At 74.3% G+C, this 15,502-nt stretch carries 19 protein-coding genes; 9 read left to right on the top strand and 10 right to left on the bottom strand.

Features of this window, described 5'->3' with window-relative positions; all coding sequences use genetic code 11:
• The first annotated feature begins 20 nt into the window (after positions 1-20).
• The 5 genes from RCG67_RS04600 (at position 21) to RCG67_RS04580 (ending at position 3,106) form a co-directional block, all read left to right on the top strand.
• Positions 21-815: an ABC transporter permease gene (locus RCG67_RS04600; protein ID WP_058873922.1), complete on the top strand. Its 795-nt coding sequence runs from the start codon at positions 21-23 to the stop codon at positions 813-815.
• Positions 812-1,585: an ABC transporter permease gene (locus RCG67_RS04595; protein WP_368825038.1), complete on the top strand. Its 774-nt coding sequence runs from the start codon at positions 812-814 to the stop codon at positions 1,583-1,585. The genes RCG67_RS04600 and RCG67_RS04595 overlap by 4 nt, the downstream gene beginning before the upstream one ends.
• Positions 1,575-2,480: an ABC transporter ATP-binding protein gene (locus RCG67_RS04590; RefSeq protein WP_368825037.1), complete on the top strand. Its 906-nt coding sequence runs from the start codon at positions 1,575-1,577 to the stop codon at positions 2,478-2,480. The genes RCG67_RS04595 and RCG67_RS04590 overlap by 11 nt, the downstream gene beginning before the upstream one ends.
• Positions 2,481-2,580: 100 nt before the next feature.
• Positions 2,581-2,793, top strand: coding sequence for a hypothetical protein (locus RCG67_RS04585; protein WP_058873924.1), 213 nt, complete (start codon positions 2,581-2,583; stop codon positions 2,791-2,793).
• Positions 2,794-2,812: 19 nt separating this feature from the next.
• Positions 2,813-3,106: a transporter associated domain-containing protein gene (locus RCG67_RS04580; RefSeq protein ID WP_368825036.1), complete on the top strand. Its 294-nt coding sequence runs from the start codon at positions 2,813-2,815 to the stop codon at positions 3,104-3,106.
• Between the two features lie 57 nt (positions 3,107-3,163).
• Here the strand turns inward: RCG67_RS04580 and RCG67_RS04575 are convergent, their stop codons facing one another.
• Both RCG67_RS04575 and RCG67_RS04570 read right to left on the bottom strand, forming a co-directional pair.
• Positions 3,164-4,903, bottom strand: coding sequence for a thiamine pyrophosphate-binding protein (locus RCG67_RS04575; RefSeq protein ID WP_368825035.1), 1,740 nt, complete (start codon positions 4,901-4,903; stop codon positions 3,164-3,166).
• Positions 4,900-5,682, bottom strand: coding sequence for a cyclase family protein (locus tag RCG67_RS04570; RefSeq protein ID WP_368825034.1), 783 nt, complete (start codon positions 5,680-5,682; stop codon positions 4,900-4,902). Before RCG67_RS04570 ends, RCG67_RS04575 begins: the two co-directional genes overlap by 4 nt.
• 371 nt (positions 5,683-6,053) lie before the next feature.
• Here RCG67_RS04570 and RCG67_RS04565 point away from each other — a divergent pair, with 371 nt between their 5' ends.
• Complete coding sequence (locus tag RCG67_RS04565) at positions 6,054-6,929, top strand: shikimate dehydrogenase (protein ID WP_368825033.1); 876 nt, start codon at positions 6,054-6,056, stop codon at positions 6,927-6,929.
• A 63-nt stretch (positions 6,930-6,992) separates the two neighbouring features.
• On the opposite strand, the gene RCG67_RS04560 is transcribed toward RCG67_RS04565, so the two are convergent.
• From RCG67_RS04560 to RCG67_RS04550, 3 genes are read right to left on the bottom strand one after another with little or no spacing between them, the layout of a single operon-like run.
• Complete coding sequence (locus tag RCG67_RS04560; protein WP_368825032.1) at positions 6,993-7,340, bottom strand: GNAT family N-acetyltransferase; 348 nt, start codon at positions 7,338-7,340, stop codon at positions 6,993-6,995.
• A 23-nt stretch (positions 7,341-7,363) separates the two neighbouring features.
• Positions 7,364-8,374 (bottom strand): pirin family protein, encoded by a 1,011-nt coding sequence (locus tag RCG67_RS04555; RefSeq protein ID WP_368825031.1) that lies wholly within the window; start codon positions 8,372-8,374, stop codon positions 7,364-7,366.
• Positions 8,371-8,916 carry a carboxymuconolactone decarboxylase family protein gene (locus tag RCG67_RS04550; RefSeq protein WP_368825030.1) on the bottom strand — a complete coding sequence of 182 codons (546 nt, stop codon included), beginning with the start codon at positions 8,914-8,916 and terminating at the stop codon, positions 8,371-8,373. Before RCG67_RS04550 ends, RCG67_RS04555 begins: the two co-directional genes overlap by 4 nt.
• 193 nt (positions 8,917-9,109) lie before the next feature.
• Here RCG67_RS04550 and RCG67_RS04545 point away from each other — a divergent pair, with 193 nt between their 5' ends.
• A complete protein-coding gene (locus tag RCG67_RS04545) occupies positions 9,110-9,679 on the top strand; it encodes a hypothetical protein (protein WP_368825029.1) in 570 nt (189 codons plus the stop codon).
• 42 nt (positions 9,680-9,721) lie between these two features.
• On the opposite strand, the gene RCG67_RS04540 is transcribed toward RCG67_RS04545, so the two are convergent.
• The 5 genes from RCG67_RS04540 to RCG67_RS04520 all read right to left on the bottom strand — a co-directional run bounded on the left by RCG67_RS04540 (position 9,722) and on the right by RCG67_RS04520 (position 14,170).
• On the bottom strand, positions 9,722-10,225 hold the full coding sequence (locus RCG67_RS04540; RefSeq protein WP_368825028.1) for a metallophosphoesterase family protein: 504 nt from the start codon (positions 10,223-10,225) through the stop codon (positions 9,722-9,724).
• Between the two features lie 4 nt (positions 10,226-10,229).
• On the bottom strand, positions 10,230-11,300 hold the full coding sequence (locus tag RCG67_RS04535) for a HoxN/HupN/NixA family nickel/cobalt transporter (protein WP_368825027.1): 1,071 nt from the start codon (positions 11,298-11,300) through the stop codon (positions 10,230-10,232).
• 79 nt (positions 11,301-11,379) lie between these two features.
• Positions 11,380-12,732, bottom strand: a complete 1,353-nt coding sequence (locus RCG67_RS04530) for an MBL fold metallo-hydrolase (protein ID WP_368825026.1) — start codon at positions 12,730-12,732, stop codon at positions 11,380-11,382.
• A 131-nt stretch (positions 12,733-12,863) separates the two neighbouring features.
• Positions 12,864-13,238, bottom strand: coding sequence for a thioredoxin (gene trxA, locus RCG67_RS04525; protein ID WP_368825025.1), 375 nt, complete (start codon positions 13,236-13,238; stop codon positions 12,864-12,866).
• Positions 13,239-13,306: 68 nt separating this feature from the next.
• Positions 13,307-14,170, bottom strand: a complete 864-nt coding sequence (locus tag RCG67_RS04520; RefSeq protein WP_368825024.1) for a sulfite exporter TauE/SafE family protein — start codon at positions 14,168-14,170, stop codon at positions 13,307-13,309.
• A gap of 249 nt (positions 14,171-14,419) precedes the next feature.
• On the opposite strand from RCG67_RS04520, the gene RCG67_RS04515 reads away from it, so the two are divergent.
• Together RCG67_RS04515 and RCG67_RS04510 are read left to right on the top strand one after the other, a co-directional pair.
• Positions 14,420-14,839, top strand: a complete 420-nt coding sequence (locus RCG67_RS04515) for a DUF302 domain-containing protein (RefSeq protein ID WP_368825023.1) — start codon at positions 14,420-14,422, stop codon at positions 14,837-14,839.
• 77 nt (positions 14,840-14,916) lie between these two features.
• Complete coding sequence (locus tag RCG67_RS04510) at positions 14,917-15,459, top strand: type 1 glutamine amidotransferase domain-containing protein (RefSeq protein ID WP_368825022.1); 543 nt, start codon at positions 14,917-14,919, stop codon at positions 15,457-15,459.
• Positions 15,460-15,502 lie beyond the last annotated feature (43 nt).

Genomic DNA, 15,502 nt, shown 5'->3' with positions numbered 1-15,502 from the left:
CGACAGGAAGGATGCCATCCATGGCACGGACCCGCGCCGGCCGGTCCTGGGGGCCCGGCGTCCTCGGTGTGCTGGGAATCCTCGGATTCCTGCTCACCTGGGAGCTGCTGCCCCTGACCGGCATCGTCAACCCGCGCTACCTGCCCCCCGCCAGCGAGGTGCTGCTGGAGCTCGGGGAGCAGCTCGGCTCGGCGGGCTTCTGGCTGGCGGTCTGGCAGACCGTCCGGGCCTGGTTCCTCGGGCTGCTCATCGCCGCGGTCGCCGCGATCGTCCTGGGGCTGGTGATCGGCAGCAGCGCGTTCCTGCGCCGGGCCACGCACAGCACCATCGAGTTCCTCCGGCCCATCCCGTCGGTGGCGCTCATCCCGCTGGCCGTGCTGCTGTTCGGGGTGCAGCTCGAGTCCACCCTGCTGCTCGTGGTGTACGCGTCCTTCTGGCAGATCCTCATCCAGGTCCTCTACGGGGTCGGTGACGTGGACACCGTGGCGCAGGACACGGCCAAGAGCTACGGCCTCGGACCGGTGGCCCGCGTCCGGTACGTCACGTGGCCCACGTCCCTGCCCTACGTGATCACCGGGCTGCGGCTCGGGGCGGCCGTGGCCCTGATCCTGGCGGTGACCGCCCAGCTCGTGATCGGCACGCCCGGGCTGGGCCGGGAGATCTCCCTGGCCCAGTCCGGCGGCGCCGTGACCGCCATGTACGCGTTCATCGTCACGGCCGGGCTGCTGGGCGTGCTCATCAACCTGGGGATGCGGGCGCTCGAGCGCCGGGCGCTGTCCTGGCACTCGTCCGTCCGGGGAGAGGTGGCGGTGTGAGACTCGTCAAGACCCTGGGCTACGCCCTCGCGCTGCCCGTCCTGCTGATCCTCGTCTGGTGGGTCTACACCCTGGTGGAGACCAGCTTCTACGTCCCGGAGCCGGGCGAGTTCGCCACCACGTTCGTGGACGTCTGGTTCGGGGACCGGTTCTTCGACGACGTGCTGCCGAGCATCGGCCGGCTCCTGGTGGGACTGGCGCTGTCCATCCTGCTCGGCGTCGTCGCCGGGCTCGTGATCGGCTCGGTGCGCTGGCTGCGGAACCTGCTGGAGCCCGTGCTCGAGTTCTTCCGGGCCATCCCGCCGCCCGTGCTGGTGCCCGTCCTGATGCTGCTCATCGGCGTCAACGACCAGATGAAGGTCGTGGTGATCGTGCTGGGCTCCGTGTGGCCCGTGCTGCTGAACACCATCGAGGGCGTGCGCTCGGTCGACTCCGTCATGAACGAGACGGCGCGCTCCTACGGGATCCACGGGTGGTCGAGGATCGTCCACCTGGTGATCCCCGCCGCCAGCCCGCAGATGATGGCCGGCATCCGCCAGGCCCTGTCCATCGGGCTGATCCTGATGGTGATCTCGGAGATGTTCGCCTCGTCCTCGGGGCTCGGGTTCACCATCGTGCAGTTCCAGCGGTCGTTCGCCATCCCCGAGATGTGGAGCGGCATCGCCGTCCTGGGTCTCATCGGCGTGCTGCTGGCGTTCGTCTTCCAACGTGTTGAGCACAAGGTCCTCGCCTGGTACCGGGGCCTGAAAGAGGTGGAGAATGCAGGCTGAATCAGGAAGCTCGGCAGCGGGCGGCGGCGCGACCGCCGACCGGACCGGCACGGACAGGACCGCCACGGAGGCCTCGGACGGCGGCGCCGGCCGGACCGGGGGCAAGGACGTGCTGCTGTCCGTGCGCGGGCTGCAGAAGATCTACCAGAGCGACCACGGCGACGTGGAGGCCGTCCGCAACCTCACGTTCGACCTCAACCGCGGCGAGCTGGCGTGCCTCGTGGGGCCCTCCGGGTCCGGCAAGACCACGCTGCTCAAGTGCATCTCGGGACTCATGGCCCCGACCTCCGGCGAGGTGCTGCTGGGCGGGGAGCAGGTGACCGGCCCGCCCAAGGACATGGCCGTGGTCTTCCAGGAGTACGGGCGCAGCCTCTTCCCGTGGATGACGGTCCGCGAGAACGTGGAGCTGCCCCTGAAGAACGCCAAGCTGGCCCGGGACGAGCGGAACCGGCTCGTGGAGGAGGCGATCGCCGCCGTCGACCTGCGCGGCGCGGACAAGAAGTACCCGTGGCAGCTCTCGGGCGGCATGCAGCAGCGCGTCGCGATCGCCCGGGCGGTCGCCTACCAGCCGAAGATCCTGCTCATGGACGAGCCCTTCGCCGCGGTGGACGCCCAGACCCGCGCCGACCTCGAGGACCTCATCCGGGACGTGTGGCACCGGATGGGCGTGACCGTGCTGTTCGTGACCCACGACATCGACGAGTCCGTCTACCTCGGCGAGCGCGTCATCATCCTCTCGAGCTCGCCCACGGTGGTCCAGGAGGACCTCGCGATCGACCTGCCCGACGACCGCGACCAGCTCACCACCCGCGGCCTGCCGCGGTTCACCGAGCTGCGCGGCCACGTCTACGAGGAGATCCAGCGCGCCAAGCGCGAGGCCGGCACGAGAGCCTGAGCCCGCCGGCGCCTCCACCGGGCGGAGGCGCCGGCGGGCCCACTACACTGGGCCCACCGGCTCCGGAGCGCCCGGCGCCTGTTCCCACGGGAGGCACGCCATGAGCACCACCCCGTCCGAGGGCCTGCGCGGCACCACCGCGCCGTGCCCGCGCTGCGGCGCCACCGGCTTCGAGCTGGTCTACGTGCAGATCATGCCCGACGACTGGGACCAGGCGCGCGACGTCGAGCTGGCGTCCCCGTCGATGATGCTGCCCGACGGGCGCGCCCCCGAGTTCTCCTGCCAGAACGGGCAGTGCCGCCACCTCTGGTGAGCCCCGGACGCCCCCGGCGGTGACCACCGCCGGTGCCCCGGGCCCGTCCCGGGGCGGGGCCGTCCTCGTGGACGGCGGGCTGATCATCCAGGAGATCCCGGCGGAGGCCGGTCTCGTGATCCCCGAGGGCCACTACGAGACCGTGGGCGGGTTCATGATGGACCGGCCCGGGCGGGTCACCCGCCCGGGCGACGTGGTCGTCGTGGACGACCACCGGCTCGAGGTCCTGGCCGTGGACCGCAGCCGGGTGGAGCGGGTGCGCATCTCCCGTGCCCCGCAGGACGCGGCGGGGGACGAGCGGCCCGGCTCCTGACCGCCGGCGCGCCGGGCAGGAGCGGGGCGCCGGGGGCGGCCCGGGCGCGGCGCGGCGTCAGTGCCCCCGGAAGGCCTCCGCCAGCCACCACGCCCCGCCGTCGGAGGCGATCTTGGCGTCGATCACGAGCGGCCGGTCCAGCGGCCCGGCCAGCCGCTCCCGCACGTCGGCGAGGTCCCCGGCCGAGCGCACGACCAGGCCGTCGGCGCCGAAGCCCCGGCCGATCGCGGCGATGTCGACGTCCGGGAAGACCACCGTGTCCAGCGGCACCGCCGCCCGGTCCGGGCCCGCGAAGTGGTGCACCTCCGCGCCGTAGGCGGCGTCGTCGTAGACGACGCACACCAGCGGCAGCCCCAGCCGCACCGCGGTCTCGAGCTCCGCGATGCCCATGAGGAAGCCGCCGTCCCCCGTGCCGAGCACGGGCAGCCGGTGCGGCTGCGCCAGCGCGGCGCCGATGGCGGTGGCCAGGCCCAGGCCGACGGACTGGAAGGCCTGGGTGAAGCAGAACCCGCGCTCGTCCGGGACGGAGAGGTACTGGCTGGGGTAGCCCATGAAGTTGCCGCTGTCGACGGCCACCACGCGCTCGGCCGGCAGCATCGCGTCCAGCTCGCGGGACAGGACCCGCGGGTCGATCCGCTCGGTCGTGGAGAGGTCCTCGAACGGGACGTCCCGCCACGCGCTCTCCCGGCGGATCCGCGCCGCCAGCTCGGGCGTGCGCCAGGACGACGACGCCGGGGCGGCCGCTCCCGGCGCGGGGCCCCTCCCCGGCGCGCCGCCGTCCGGGGCGGCACCGCTGCCCGGCACGGCGCCGCCGTCCAGCACGGCGAGGACGTCCCGCGCCGTGAGCGCGCAGTCGCCCACGACCCCCAGGTCCAGCGGCCGGTCCGCCGGCCGGTGCGCGCCCAGGACGGACTCCTCGAGGTCCACCTGCACCACCGAGGCCTCCGGGCCGAGGAGGCGACCGTGCCGCGTGGTCCACATGGTCAGGGCGCAGCCCCACGCCACCACGAGGTCGGCCGCCCCGATCAGCTCCGCGCTCACCGGCGAGGAGAAGCCGCCGGAGATGCCGAGGTCGAACTCCTCCCCGGTGAACAGGCCCTTGGCCACGGCCGAGGTCGCCAGCAGCGCGCCCGACCGCTCGGCGAGGGCGGTCAGCTCGGCGCGGGCGCCCCGGGCGCCGCGTCCCGCCACGAACACCGGCCGGCGGGCGGCGGCCAGCATCCCGGCCAGGCGCGCGGCGTCGTCGTCGTTCGGGCGCACGCGGGGTGCGGGCGGAAGCGCCGGCACCACGACGCCCTCGGGGGCGGGCGCCGCCTGGACGTCGAGCGGGACGCTGAGCACCACGGTGCGGCGGTCGTTGCGGGCACGGCGGACGGCCCGGGCGACGTCCGCCGCGGCGCTCGCGGGGGAGTGCACCCGCTCGGCCACCGCGCCCACCGAACGGGCCAGGGCGTCCTGGTCGATCCGGAAGTTGGAGTGCACGGCCGCGGCCTGGGTGTCGGCGGTGAGCACGATCAGCGGGGTGCGGGACTTCGCGGCCTCCCCGATGCCGGTGGCGGCGTTGGTCAGCCCGCAGCCCTGGTGCGTGGTGACCACGGCGACGCGCCCGCTCGTGCGGGCCCAGGCGTCGGCCATGGTCGCGGCGCCGTTCTCGTGCCGGGCGGCCGTGTAGGGGACGCCCGCCGCGACCAGCGCGTTGGTGAGGTGGAAGTTCCCGCTGCCCACCACGCCGAAGACGTGCCCGACCCCCAGCTCCGCGAGGGCGCGGCCCACGAGCTGGGCGACCGTTCCGGTCACGCCGCGGGCCGCTCGACGAGGGCGAGCACCCGGGCGGGGCTGCCCGTACCGCCCACCAGCGGCAGGGGCGCGACCACGAGCTGCGCCCCGAGGACCGGCAGCCGGTCCAGGCGGCGCAGGGAGGTGAGCCCGTACTTGTCGTGCCCCAGCAGGTGGTGGTGGGCGGGGAACGGCGGGTCGAAGCCGCCGGCGACGCCCGCGTCGATGCCGACGGTCTCCACGCCGAAGCCGCTGACGTGCGGATGGGCGGCGAGCCACTCGGCGGCGGCCACCGACGGGCCGGGGGCGTGCAGGCCCTGCGCGTCGGCGTTGAGGAAGCGCTCGGGGTCGTCCCCGCGGGCGGACCAGCCGGTGCGCAGCAGCACCCAGCAGTTCTCGGGGAAGCGCCCGTGCTCGGCCTCCCACCGCTCGAGGTGCTCGGGCTCCAGCAGGGCGTCGGCGTCGGCCTCCGCCTCGGCGGTGAAGTCCACGACGGCCGCCGGTCCCACGAGCCGCGCCGGCTCGATCCGGTCCACCGATCTCCCGTCCCGGCCCGTGATCCAGTGCACGGGCGCGTCCAGGTGCGTGCCGGCGTGCTCGCCCAGCTGCAGGTCGTTCCACGCCCAGCCGGGCCCGGCCTCGTCGAAGGCGCTCACCGGGGTCACGGTCAGGCCCACCGTGTTGGCGAACGGTTCCGGCAGCCGCAGGATCGGGGTGTCCCGGTCCAGGGGAGTGGTGAGGTCCACGACCTCCACGGCCCCGGCGGCCAGCGCCGCCCCCAGTTCGCCCAGCACGCTCATGACATCACCCTCCGCGATCCGTGGGCCCAGTCCGCGGGGCCGGCCTGTGCTCCGCCGCCCATTGTCCCCCGGAACCGGCTCGGCGCCGCGGTGCCGGGCGGGGGCGTCGCCGGCTCGGGGGTCGGGCCGCCCGGGCGGCGCCGCGGGACGTCCCTGCGGCCGGGTGCGCCCGCTGCCACGCCCGCACAGCACTCCCACTCCGTGGCATCTGTGTTCACATAATGAGTGTTCGTCAGGCTCCGGGAGTCGTCCCGGTGTACTGTGATGGGCGTCCCAACGGCTCGCGATGCTCTCCCCGCAACCGGCACCGGCTGCGCACCGGGGGTGGTCGGCGCCGCCGCGTCCTGCCCGCACCCCGCAAGGAGTCCTCCGTGAGCACCACTTCCGAGTCCTACCTGGTGGGCCTGATCGGCGACGGCATCACCCGCAGCCTCACCCCGCCGATGCACGAGGCCGAGGCCCACCACCACGGCCTGCACTACCTGTACCGCCCGGTGGACCTCGAGGTGATCGGCCGCCCGGGCGAGGACGTGGGGGAGCTGCTGCGCGCCGGCCGCGACCTCGGGTTCAACGCCTTCAACATCACGCACCCGTGCAAGCAGCTGGTCCTGGAGCACCTCGACGAGGTCGCCCCGGAGGCGGCGGCGCTGCGCGCCGTCAACACGGTGGTGATCCGCGACGGGCGCTTCGTCGGCCACAACACCGACGTGTCCGGCTTCGCCGCGGGGTTCCGGGCCGTGCTCCCCGGCGCGGCCAAGGACCGCGTGGTCCAGGTCGGCACCGGGGGCGCCGGCTCCGCCGTGGCCTCCGCCCTGCTCAGCGCCGGCGTGCAGACCCTCCACCTGTTCGACGTGGACCCCGCCCGGGCGGCCGAGCGGGCCGCGGCCATGGCCCGGCTGTTCCCCGAGCAGCAGGTCGAGGCGGCCACCGCCGAGGGCCTGCCGGACCTGGTGCGCGCGGCCGACGGGCTGGTCAACGCCACCCCGGTGGGCATGCACCACCACCCCGGCACCCCGGTGGACCCGGACCTGCTGGCGGCCCGGCAGTGGGTCGCGGACGTCGTCTACCTGCCGGTGGAGACCCGGCTCATCGCGGCCGCCCGGGCCGCGGGATGCCAGGTGCTCGACGGCGGCCACATGGCCGTCGGCCAGGCGGTGGACGCGTTCCGGCTCATCACCGGTGTGGAGCCCGACCGCGGCCGGATGCGCGCCCACTTCCTCGACCTCGTCGCCGCGCAGAGCAGCTGAGCACGACCCGTTCCTCCCGTCCCGGGCCGGGACCCGTCCGTCGCCCGGCGCGGGTGGGCGGGGTCACTGCTGCTCCTGCCGGGGGACGGCGGCGAGGTGCTCGGGCTGCACCGGCACGCGCACGGCGGGGTGGTCCTGGTGCGTGCGCAGCCACTTCTTGATGTAGGGGCACACCGGGACCACGGGCAGCCCGGCCGCGGCGGTGTCGTCGAGGGCCTCCCGGGCCAGTCTCGAGCCCAGGCCCTGCCCGCCGTAGGCCTCGTCCACGCTCGTGTGGTGGAAGATCCGCTGCGGGCCGTCCGCGCCCTCGAAGGGGACCCAGTCGGCCGTGCCGATCACGGTCCCCCCGTCGAGGAGCTCGTAGCGGTGCCGGCCGGGGTTGTTCCGGACCGTGACGGCGGAGGTGTCCATGGTGCTCTCCCGGGGGATCGGGCTCAGCCGCGGGGACGCAGCTGGACGGTGGGCAGCGGCGGCGCCGGCAGCGGGGCGGGCTGGTCCGGCGGGTAGGGGCCGAAGCGCGGGTACGGGGCGCCGTCGGCGTAGGTCCCGCCCACCGGGGCGGCGGCGGGCTCGGCCTCGATCTCCGCCTGCCAGGCGGCGCGGTAGGCGACGACCTCCTCGTGGGTGCGGCCCACGAAGTTCCACCACATCACGATCTGCTCGCCCAGCGGCTCTCCGCCGATGAGCAGCAGCCGGACCGGGCCGAGGCCGGCCTCCAGCACCACGGACCGCTGCCCGACCGGGAGGTAGGCGAGGTGGTCGACGGGCACGGGGGCGCCGTCGAGCGTCAGGTCCCCGCTGTCGAGCAGCACGCCGTGCTCGAGGGCCGGGTCGAGCTCGAGCTCCAGGCGGGCCCCGGGCCGCAGGAGGGCCTCGGCGGCGAGCAGCGGCGGCGTGAAGGTCTCCACCGGGGACGTGACCCCGGCCAGGGAGCCCAGGTGGACGCGCAGCTCGGTGCCCTCGCCCCGCACCGGCTCGGGGGCGTGGTGCTCGAAGGCCGGGGCCATGTGACGGGTCGCCTCCGGCAGGGCGTACCACAGCTGCACCCCGTGCAGGAGCGTGGTGCCGGGGGTGGAGAACTCCTGGTGGGAGATGCCCCGCCCGGCGATCATGAGGTTGACCTCCCCCGGCTTCACGATCGCGTCGTGGCCGGCGGAGTCCCGGTGGGCGATCCCCCCGGTGAACAGCAGGCTCACGGTGGCCAGCCCGGTGTGCGGGTGCCTGGCCACGGTCATGCCGCCGGACTCCGAGACCAGGTCGGGGCCGTAGTGGTCCACGAAGCACCACGCCCCGATGAGGCTGCGCCGACGCTGGGGCAGGGTGCGGCGCACGGTCATCGCCCGGGGCCCGCCCAGGGGCACCTCGTGCGGTGCCAGCAGCTGCGCGCCGGCCCCGGCGGCCTCGGTGCACAGGAGCTCCTGCGGGTCCACGTCCAGGTTGGTCACGCCGTGCCTCCCGCGACGGCCGACGGGGTGCGCGACGCGTCCGGCGCCTGCTCCCCGGGCGCCCGGTCCTCGGGCGCCGCCGCCCGGGGGCGGACCCGGTGCCGGGAGAGGACCGAGACCCGGTTGAAGGCGTTGATCGCCACCGCCGTCCACTGCAGGGCGGAGTACTGCTCGTCGGTCAGCTCCGCACGGGCCACGGCCAGCTCCGCCAGCCGGGTCTCCTCGTCGGGCAGCAGGGTCACGGCCTCCCCGATGGCCAGCGCGGCCCGCTCCCGGTCGTCGAACAGCCCCGTCTCGCGCCAGGCGGGGAGCACGGCCAGCTTCTGCGCGCTCACCCCGGCCTCCACGGCGTAGCCGGTGTGCAGGTCCAGGCAGAACGCGCACCCGTTGAGCTGGGAGACCCGGATGTTGAGCAGCTCCACCAGCGCCCGGGACAGCCCGGCGTCCTCGGCCGCGGCGGCGACCTTGCGGGCCAGCCCGTTGAGCGCCCGCCAGCTGCCGGGATCCGCCTTGTCGAGGTAGAAGCGGTCGCTGGCGGTCATGGAGCCTCCTGGTGGTCGTCGCGGCTCCGCTGGGCGGCCCCGCCGTGCCTCCAGCGAATACCTCCGGCGGTGCCCCGTCAAGTGCGGGCCGGGTCCCCGGCCGTTCCGGCGCAGGACGTGCCGCGGGGACCGGGTCGCGGGACAATGGAGGTGACCGAGCAGGAGCACCGGAACGACGAGAGGACGGTACGCCATGGACGAGGAGATCCGGCTCAGCGGGGCCGACCACCCGCACGTGCAGATCCCCCGGCTCAGGGAGCTCGATGCGATCTGGGCCCGGCGGATCGTGCTCGCCCTCGTGGCGAGCCTGGTCGTGGGACTGCTGGGCGGCATCGCCGCCGCACTCCTGCTGGGCGATCGCGGGCTGCTGAGCCCCGCCCAGTGGGGGCTCGTGGTGGGCGGGGCCGCCCTGCTGCTCAGCGGCATCATCCTCTCGCTCACCCGCGCGGACGACGCGCCCCGCAACGACCTCATGGACGCCCGCGCCCGGGCGTCCAAAGGGCTGCGGACCTCGGTGCGCCGCGCCGCCGTCCCGCAGGACCCGGCGCTGCGGGAGATGCAGGACTACATGGCGGTCGAGATGGTGCAGTACGCCTGGCCGATCCTGCTGACCGTGCCCGGCATGGCGCTGGTCGTGTGGGCGGTCTTCGTGCCCGTCCCCGCCGTGCTGGTGGCGCTGCTGCTCGTGCTGGTGTGGGCGGTGATCCGGGTCAACGGGACCGTGGTGGGCCGGCGCTACTACAAGCTGCGGGGCCTGGTCTGAGGGGGCGTCCCGCCGGGACCCGCCGGGACGGACGGGGCGGCGTCAGCGCCGGGGGAGGCGCACCAGCTCCACGTCGGTGAGCCGCCCGCCGGCGGCGACGGCCGTCAGATAGGTGCAGTACGGCTGGCGCCGCCGGTCCGTGGGGGAGCCGGGGTTCAGCAGCCGCATCCCCGCCGGGGTGGTGCTGTCCCACGGGATGTGGCTGTGGCCGAAGACCAGGACGTCGAGGCCGGGGAACGCCCGGTCCGCGCGGACCTCCCGCCCGGCGGCGGCCCCGGTCTCGTGGACCATGCCGAAGCGCACGCCCCCGAGCGTCTCGCGGGCCACCTCGGGCAGCCGCTCGCGCAGCTCCGGCCCGTCGTTGTTGCCCCACACCCCCACCAGGCGGGCGGCGCGCTCCTCGAGCCGGTCGAGGGTCGCGAGGTCGATCCAGTCGCCCGCGTGCAGCACCACGTCGGCGTCGTCGACAGCGTGCCACACCGCGGCGGGGAGGTCGCGGGCGCGCTTGGGGACGTGCGTGTCGGCGAGCAGGAGAAGTCGGACCACGGGCTCAGCCTCGCACGGGGACCGGCCGGCCGTCGCGGCGGAACCGGTCCAGGGCCCGTGAGCCCAGCCAGACGGCGCCGAAGAAGACGATCACGGCCATGCCGAGGAAGTTGAGGTCGACCGCCGCCACGAGCGCGAGCGCACCGCCGCTCGGCTGCACGAGCTCGGCGAGCACGGACAGCAGGCTCGCCCCGCCGATCACGAAGGCGATGACGACCGAGACGGTGGTCACCGTGACGTTGTAGTTCAGCTTGCGGCGGGCGTCGACCGAGGCCCAGCCGTAGACCCGGTGCATCAGGATGCCGTCGGCGCTGTCGAACAGCGTCATGCCGGCGGTGAAGAGCACGGGCAGCACGAGCGCCGCGTACCAGGGCAGCTCGGGGGCGAGCCCGCCGGCCATGACGAACAGCCCGATCGAGGCGGCCGTGTCGAGGCCGAGGCCGAAGAGGAAGCCGACGGGATACATCCGGGCCGGGCGGTCCACCGCCCGCGTCACGGGGTGCAGCACGCGGTGCAGCACCCCGCGGTCGGCGAGGTGGGCCTCCAGCTCGGCGGGGTCCAGGACGCCGGTGCGCGCGGCGCGGCGGGCCCGGCGCAGCCGGAGCAGCACGGCGAGGTTGAGGGCCCCGGCGGTGACGAGGAACAGCCCCGAGACGGTGCCGCCCCAGATCCCGGCGGCCCGGCGCAGCCCGGAGCCCTCGTCCGCGAGGCCGCCGGCGAAGGCCTCCACCCCGAGGGTCAGCAGCAGCACGGAGACCAGGACCACCGAGGAGTGCCCCAGGGCGAACCAGAAGCCGGTGGCCGTGGACTCCCGGCCGCGTGCCGTCAGCGAGCGCGTCGCGTTGTCGATCGCGGCGATGTGGTCGGCGTCGAAGGCGTGCCGGATGCCCAGGGCGTAGGCGCTGAGGGCGAGGCCCACGAACAGGCTCGTGCCGCCCTGGGGGGTGTCGGTGCTCGCGACGAGGGCGAGCAGCGCGCCCCAGCCGGCGAGGTGCAGGAGGACGACCGCGGCACCGATCACGGTGACGCTGCGCTGTCCGGCGGCGGACGGGGGGACGGTGCGGGAGGTGCTCACGGCGGGCCTTTCGCTGGGGTGGGGCGGCTGCGGGAAGGGGCCGCGGGGCCGGGTGCGCGGACCCGGCCCCGCGCCGGCGTCAGCTCTCGAGCGGGACGCCGGCCTCCTCCGCGTCGGCGAACAGGGCGTCGATGTGGACCGCGTCCCTGCCCGCGCGCTCGAGCAGGCTGGCGGCCACGCCCGAGCGGTAGCCGGAGCCGCAGTGCACCCACAGCCGGCCCTCGGGGACCTCGTCCATCCGCGGCAGCAGCTCGTGCAGCGGGATGTTGACCGCACCGGGGATGTGCGACTCCTCGTACTCGTCCACCCGGCGGACGTCCAGTACGGTCTCGTCCTCGGGGCGCTGGTCGAGCATGCCCTTCCAGTCGACGCGCGGATAGGAGGAGACGGCCGCGCCCGGGGCCAGCTGCCGCGGGTCCTCGCCCAGTGCCGCGTCGGGGGAGTCGATGCCGATGCGGGACAGGTCCCGGATCGCGTTCTCGACGTCCTCGCGGGAGCCGACGAGGGTCAGCTGCCGGTCGTAGGGGAAGATCCAGCCCAGGAACGCGGTGAAGCTGGAGCCGTCGCCGTACTCGAAGCTGATGGTGCCCTTGAGGTGGTCGGAGGCGTAGGCCACGCGGTGGCGCAGGTCCACCACCCACTCGCCGGCCTCGAGACGGGACCGCAGCTCCTCCGGCGCGAGCGAGTCGGGCACGGAAAGGTCCGGCTCGGTGGGGCCGGCCGCGTTGGCCGGACCCATGTGCACGTAGTAGTTCGGGTACGCGGTGAGGTTGCTGATCAGCTCCTCGACGAAGTGCTCCTCGTCCGGATCGGTGTAGACGTGGTTCGTCCGGATCTGCTCGCCCAGCGTGGACTCGTCCGCGCCGGTGGCGGGGCCGGAGGAGCAGAAGGAGCCGAACCCGTGGGTCGGGTACAGGGCGGCCTTCTCCTCGGCCTCGGCCGCGAGACGGCGGGCGGAGGCGTACTGGTCGTGGGTCAGCCCCACCATGTGCTCGCGGCCCAGCAGGTCGGTGCGGCCCACGGAGCCGTAGAGGACGCTGCCGCCGGAGAACACGGCCTGCTCGTCGCCGTGCTCCACCACGAAGGAGAGGTGGTTGTGGGTGTGGCCGGGGGTGGCCACGGCCTTCACGGAGAGCTCACCCACGCGGACGGTCTCGCCGTCGGCGATCGGGGTGCGCTCGAAGGAGACCTCGTCGGCGGCGTTGACCAGGTAGGCCGCGCCGTGCTTCCGGGCGTAGAGGCAGCCGCCGGTCAGGTAGTCGTTGTGGATGTGCGTCTCGGCCACGTGGGTGACCTTCACCCCGGCCTGCGCCACGGCGGTCTCGACGCGGTCGATGTCGCGCTGGGCGTCGATGACCAGGGCGGTCTGCCCGTCGTGCACGAGGTAGCTGCGGTCGCCGAGCTGCGGGGTGTCGATGACGGTGACGTCCATGGTGAGTTCCTCCTTGGTGGTGCCCCGCGGCGCGCCGTGGGGCGTGGTGACGGTGTCGAGGGGTGGTGTCGGCAGTGTTGCAGAGGTGCGGGCGGCGGCGGAAGCGGGGTCCCGGGCACGCCCGCCGCGTGTCAGGCCTGCTGCCCGGCCTGCTGCCGGGCGAGCTCGGCGTGGACCTCGGCCATGTCGAGGTCCTCGACCGCGGTGATGACCTGCTCGAGCCCGGCGGCGGGCAGGGCGCCCGGCTGGGAGAACACGAGCACGCCCTCGCGGAAGGCCATCAGGGTGGGGATGGAGCTGATGCCGGCCGCAGCCGACAGCCGCTGCTCGGCCTCGGTGTCGACCTTGGCGAAGACGACGTCCGGGTGCTTCTCGGAGGCGGCCTCGTAGGTCGGGGCGAACATGCGGCAGGGGCCGCACCAGCTCGCCCAGAAGTCCACGAGGACGATGTCGTTGTTCTGGACGGTCTCGGCGAAGGCCTGCTCGGTGAGGTCGACGGTGGCCATGGGGATCTCCTTCTCGGTGCTCGGTCGTGGTGCTCGGTCGTGGTCGTTCTCGGCGGAAGAGGGGGTGGTCAGGCGGTGAGGGGGGCGCGCAGCGGGCACTTCGGGACGGCGAACCAGCAGGCCGCCGCGGCCACGCCGGCGGCCGCGGCGATGCTGCCCACGGCGATCCCGGCCGCGCCGGGCAGCTCCTGGACCAGGACGAACACGCCCATGACCAGGACGAAGATCCCGAAGCCCTTGCGCAGGGCGGCCTCGGGGATGCGTCCGGCCAGCCGCGCCCCGGCGAACGAGCCGGCGACCGCGGCGACGGTCACCGCGCCCACCAGGGCCCAGTCCAGGGAGACCGTGGTGAGGTAGCCGGCGAGCCCGGCGAAGGACTTCATCGCGATGACCACCAGGGAGGTGCCCACGGCCACGGGCATGGACAGCCCGCCGAGCAGGGCCAGGGCGGGGACGACGAGGAACCCGCCGCCGGCGCCCACCAGGCCGGTGACCAGGCCCACGACCAGGCCCTCGGCGACGACCTTGCCGACCGGCAGCTCGCCGTCGTGGGCCTTGGCGGGCCCGTTCTTGCGGCCGCGGATCATGGCCAGGGAGGTGGCGACCATCATCAGGGCGAAGGCGATCATCAGGACGGTGCCCGGGATGTAGCCCCCGGCCAGGCCGCCGAGGAAGGCTCCGGCCATGCCGGCGACGCCGAAGACCAGGCCGGTGCGCCACTTCACGCGCCCGTTGCGGGCGTGGTTGACGGCGCTGACGGCGGAGGTCACCCCGACGACGAACAGGGAGGCGGCGATGGCCTCCTTGGGGTCCAGGCCGGCGACGTAGGTGAGGATCGGGACGGTGAGGATGGACCCGCCCCCGCCGAGCAGGCCGAGCGAGAGCCCGATCAGCACCGACAGCAGGAGGGTCAGCACGAGCGTGACGGTCATGGTGCGTGTCCTTTGCTTCCCCGCAGGGGCGGGGCGGTCGGGTCGTGGAGGGGCGCCGGCCGGTGCGCCGGGCGTTCCCTCCGAGTATGGCAGATACCCCCAGGGGTATTCAACTACCCCCAGGGGTATCGAATCCCGTTCCCGGTATCGCCCAGCGAGAACCCGGCCGCCGGGCCCTTCCCTTTCCGGGCCCCGCGTGCCAACAGTGGAACCGCGAAGCACGAACCCGGACCGAGAAGGAGCGCCAGCATGAGCTACACCAACGCCGTCGTCGTCCCGCTGCCCTACGCCGAGGCGGTCGAGCGGACGCGGGCCGCCCTGTCCGAGCAGGGCTTCGGCATCCTCACCGAGATCGACGTGCGCGGCACGTTCGAGCAGAAGCTCGGCGCCGAGGCCGCCGAGGAGGTGGGCGACTACGTGATCCTGGGCGCCTGCAACCCCGGGCTGGCCAGCAAGGCCCTCGCCGCAGAGCCCCAGCTCGGCGCGCTCCTGCCCTGCAACGTGGTGGTGCGCCGCGGCACGGACCCCGGCAGCTCCACGGTCGAGGCGATCGATCCGCAGACCATGGTCCAGCTCAGCGGCAGCCCCGCCGTGCAGGAGGTCGCCGACGACGCCGGCGTCCGGCTCCGGGCCGCGCTCGACGTCCTCGGCGGCACCGGGGCGCAGTAGCCGCCGCGGCGCGGACCCCGCACTCAGCCGTGTCAGCAGACATCCCAGCACCGATCCACCGATCCAGGAGGCAGTCCATGACCACCGACATCACCGGCAAGAAGATCGCGTTCATCGCCACGAACGGCGTCGAGGAGCCCGAGCTCACCGAGCCCTGGAAGGCCGTCCAGGAGGCCGGCGGCACCCCCGTGCTGCTGTCCGCGGAGCAGGGCAGCATCACCGCGATGCAGGGGGACTGGGACCGTGCCGGCAGCTACGACGTCGACGGCACCCTCGCCGCGGCGAAGGCCGAGGACTTCGACGCGCTGGTCCTGCCCGGAGGCACCCTCAACGCGGACAACGTGCGCGTGGACCAGGACGCCCTGCGCCTGGTCCGGGAGTTCGACGCCGCGGGCAAGCCGATCGCCGCCATCTGCCACGCCCCCTGGATCCTCATCGAGGCCGGGCTCGCGCAGGGCAAGCGGCTCACGTCCTACAACTCGCTGGCCACCGACCTGAAGAACGCCGGGGCGGACTGGGTGGACGTGGAGGTCGTGGTCGACGGCCGGCTCGTCACCTCCCGCAACCCCGGTGACCTCGAGGCGTTCAACCGGGAGGCCCTGAAGCTGTTCGCCGGCTGACGGCGCCCCGGCGCGCGAGAGGACCCCCGTCCGGTGCTCCGGG

The sequence above is a fragment of the Kocuria cellulosilytica genome, assembly GCF_040981245.1.
GTDB classification, from domain to species: Bacteria; Actinomycetota; Actinomycetes; order Actinomycetales; family Micrococcaceae; genus Kocuria; species Kocuria cellulosilytica.
This window is presented reverse-complemented; position numbering and strand designations above follow the sequence as displayed.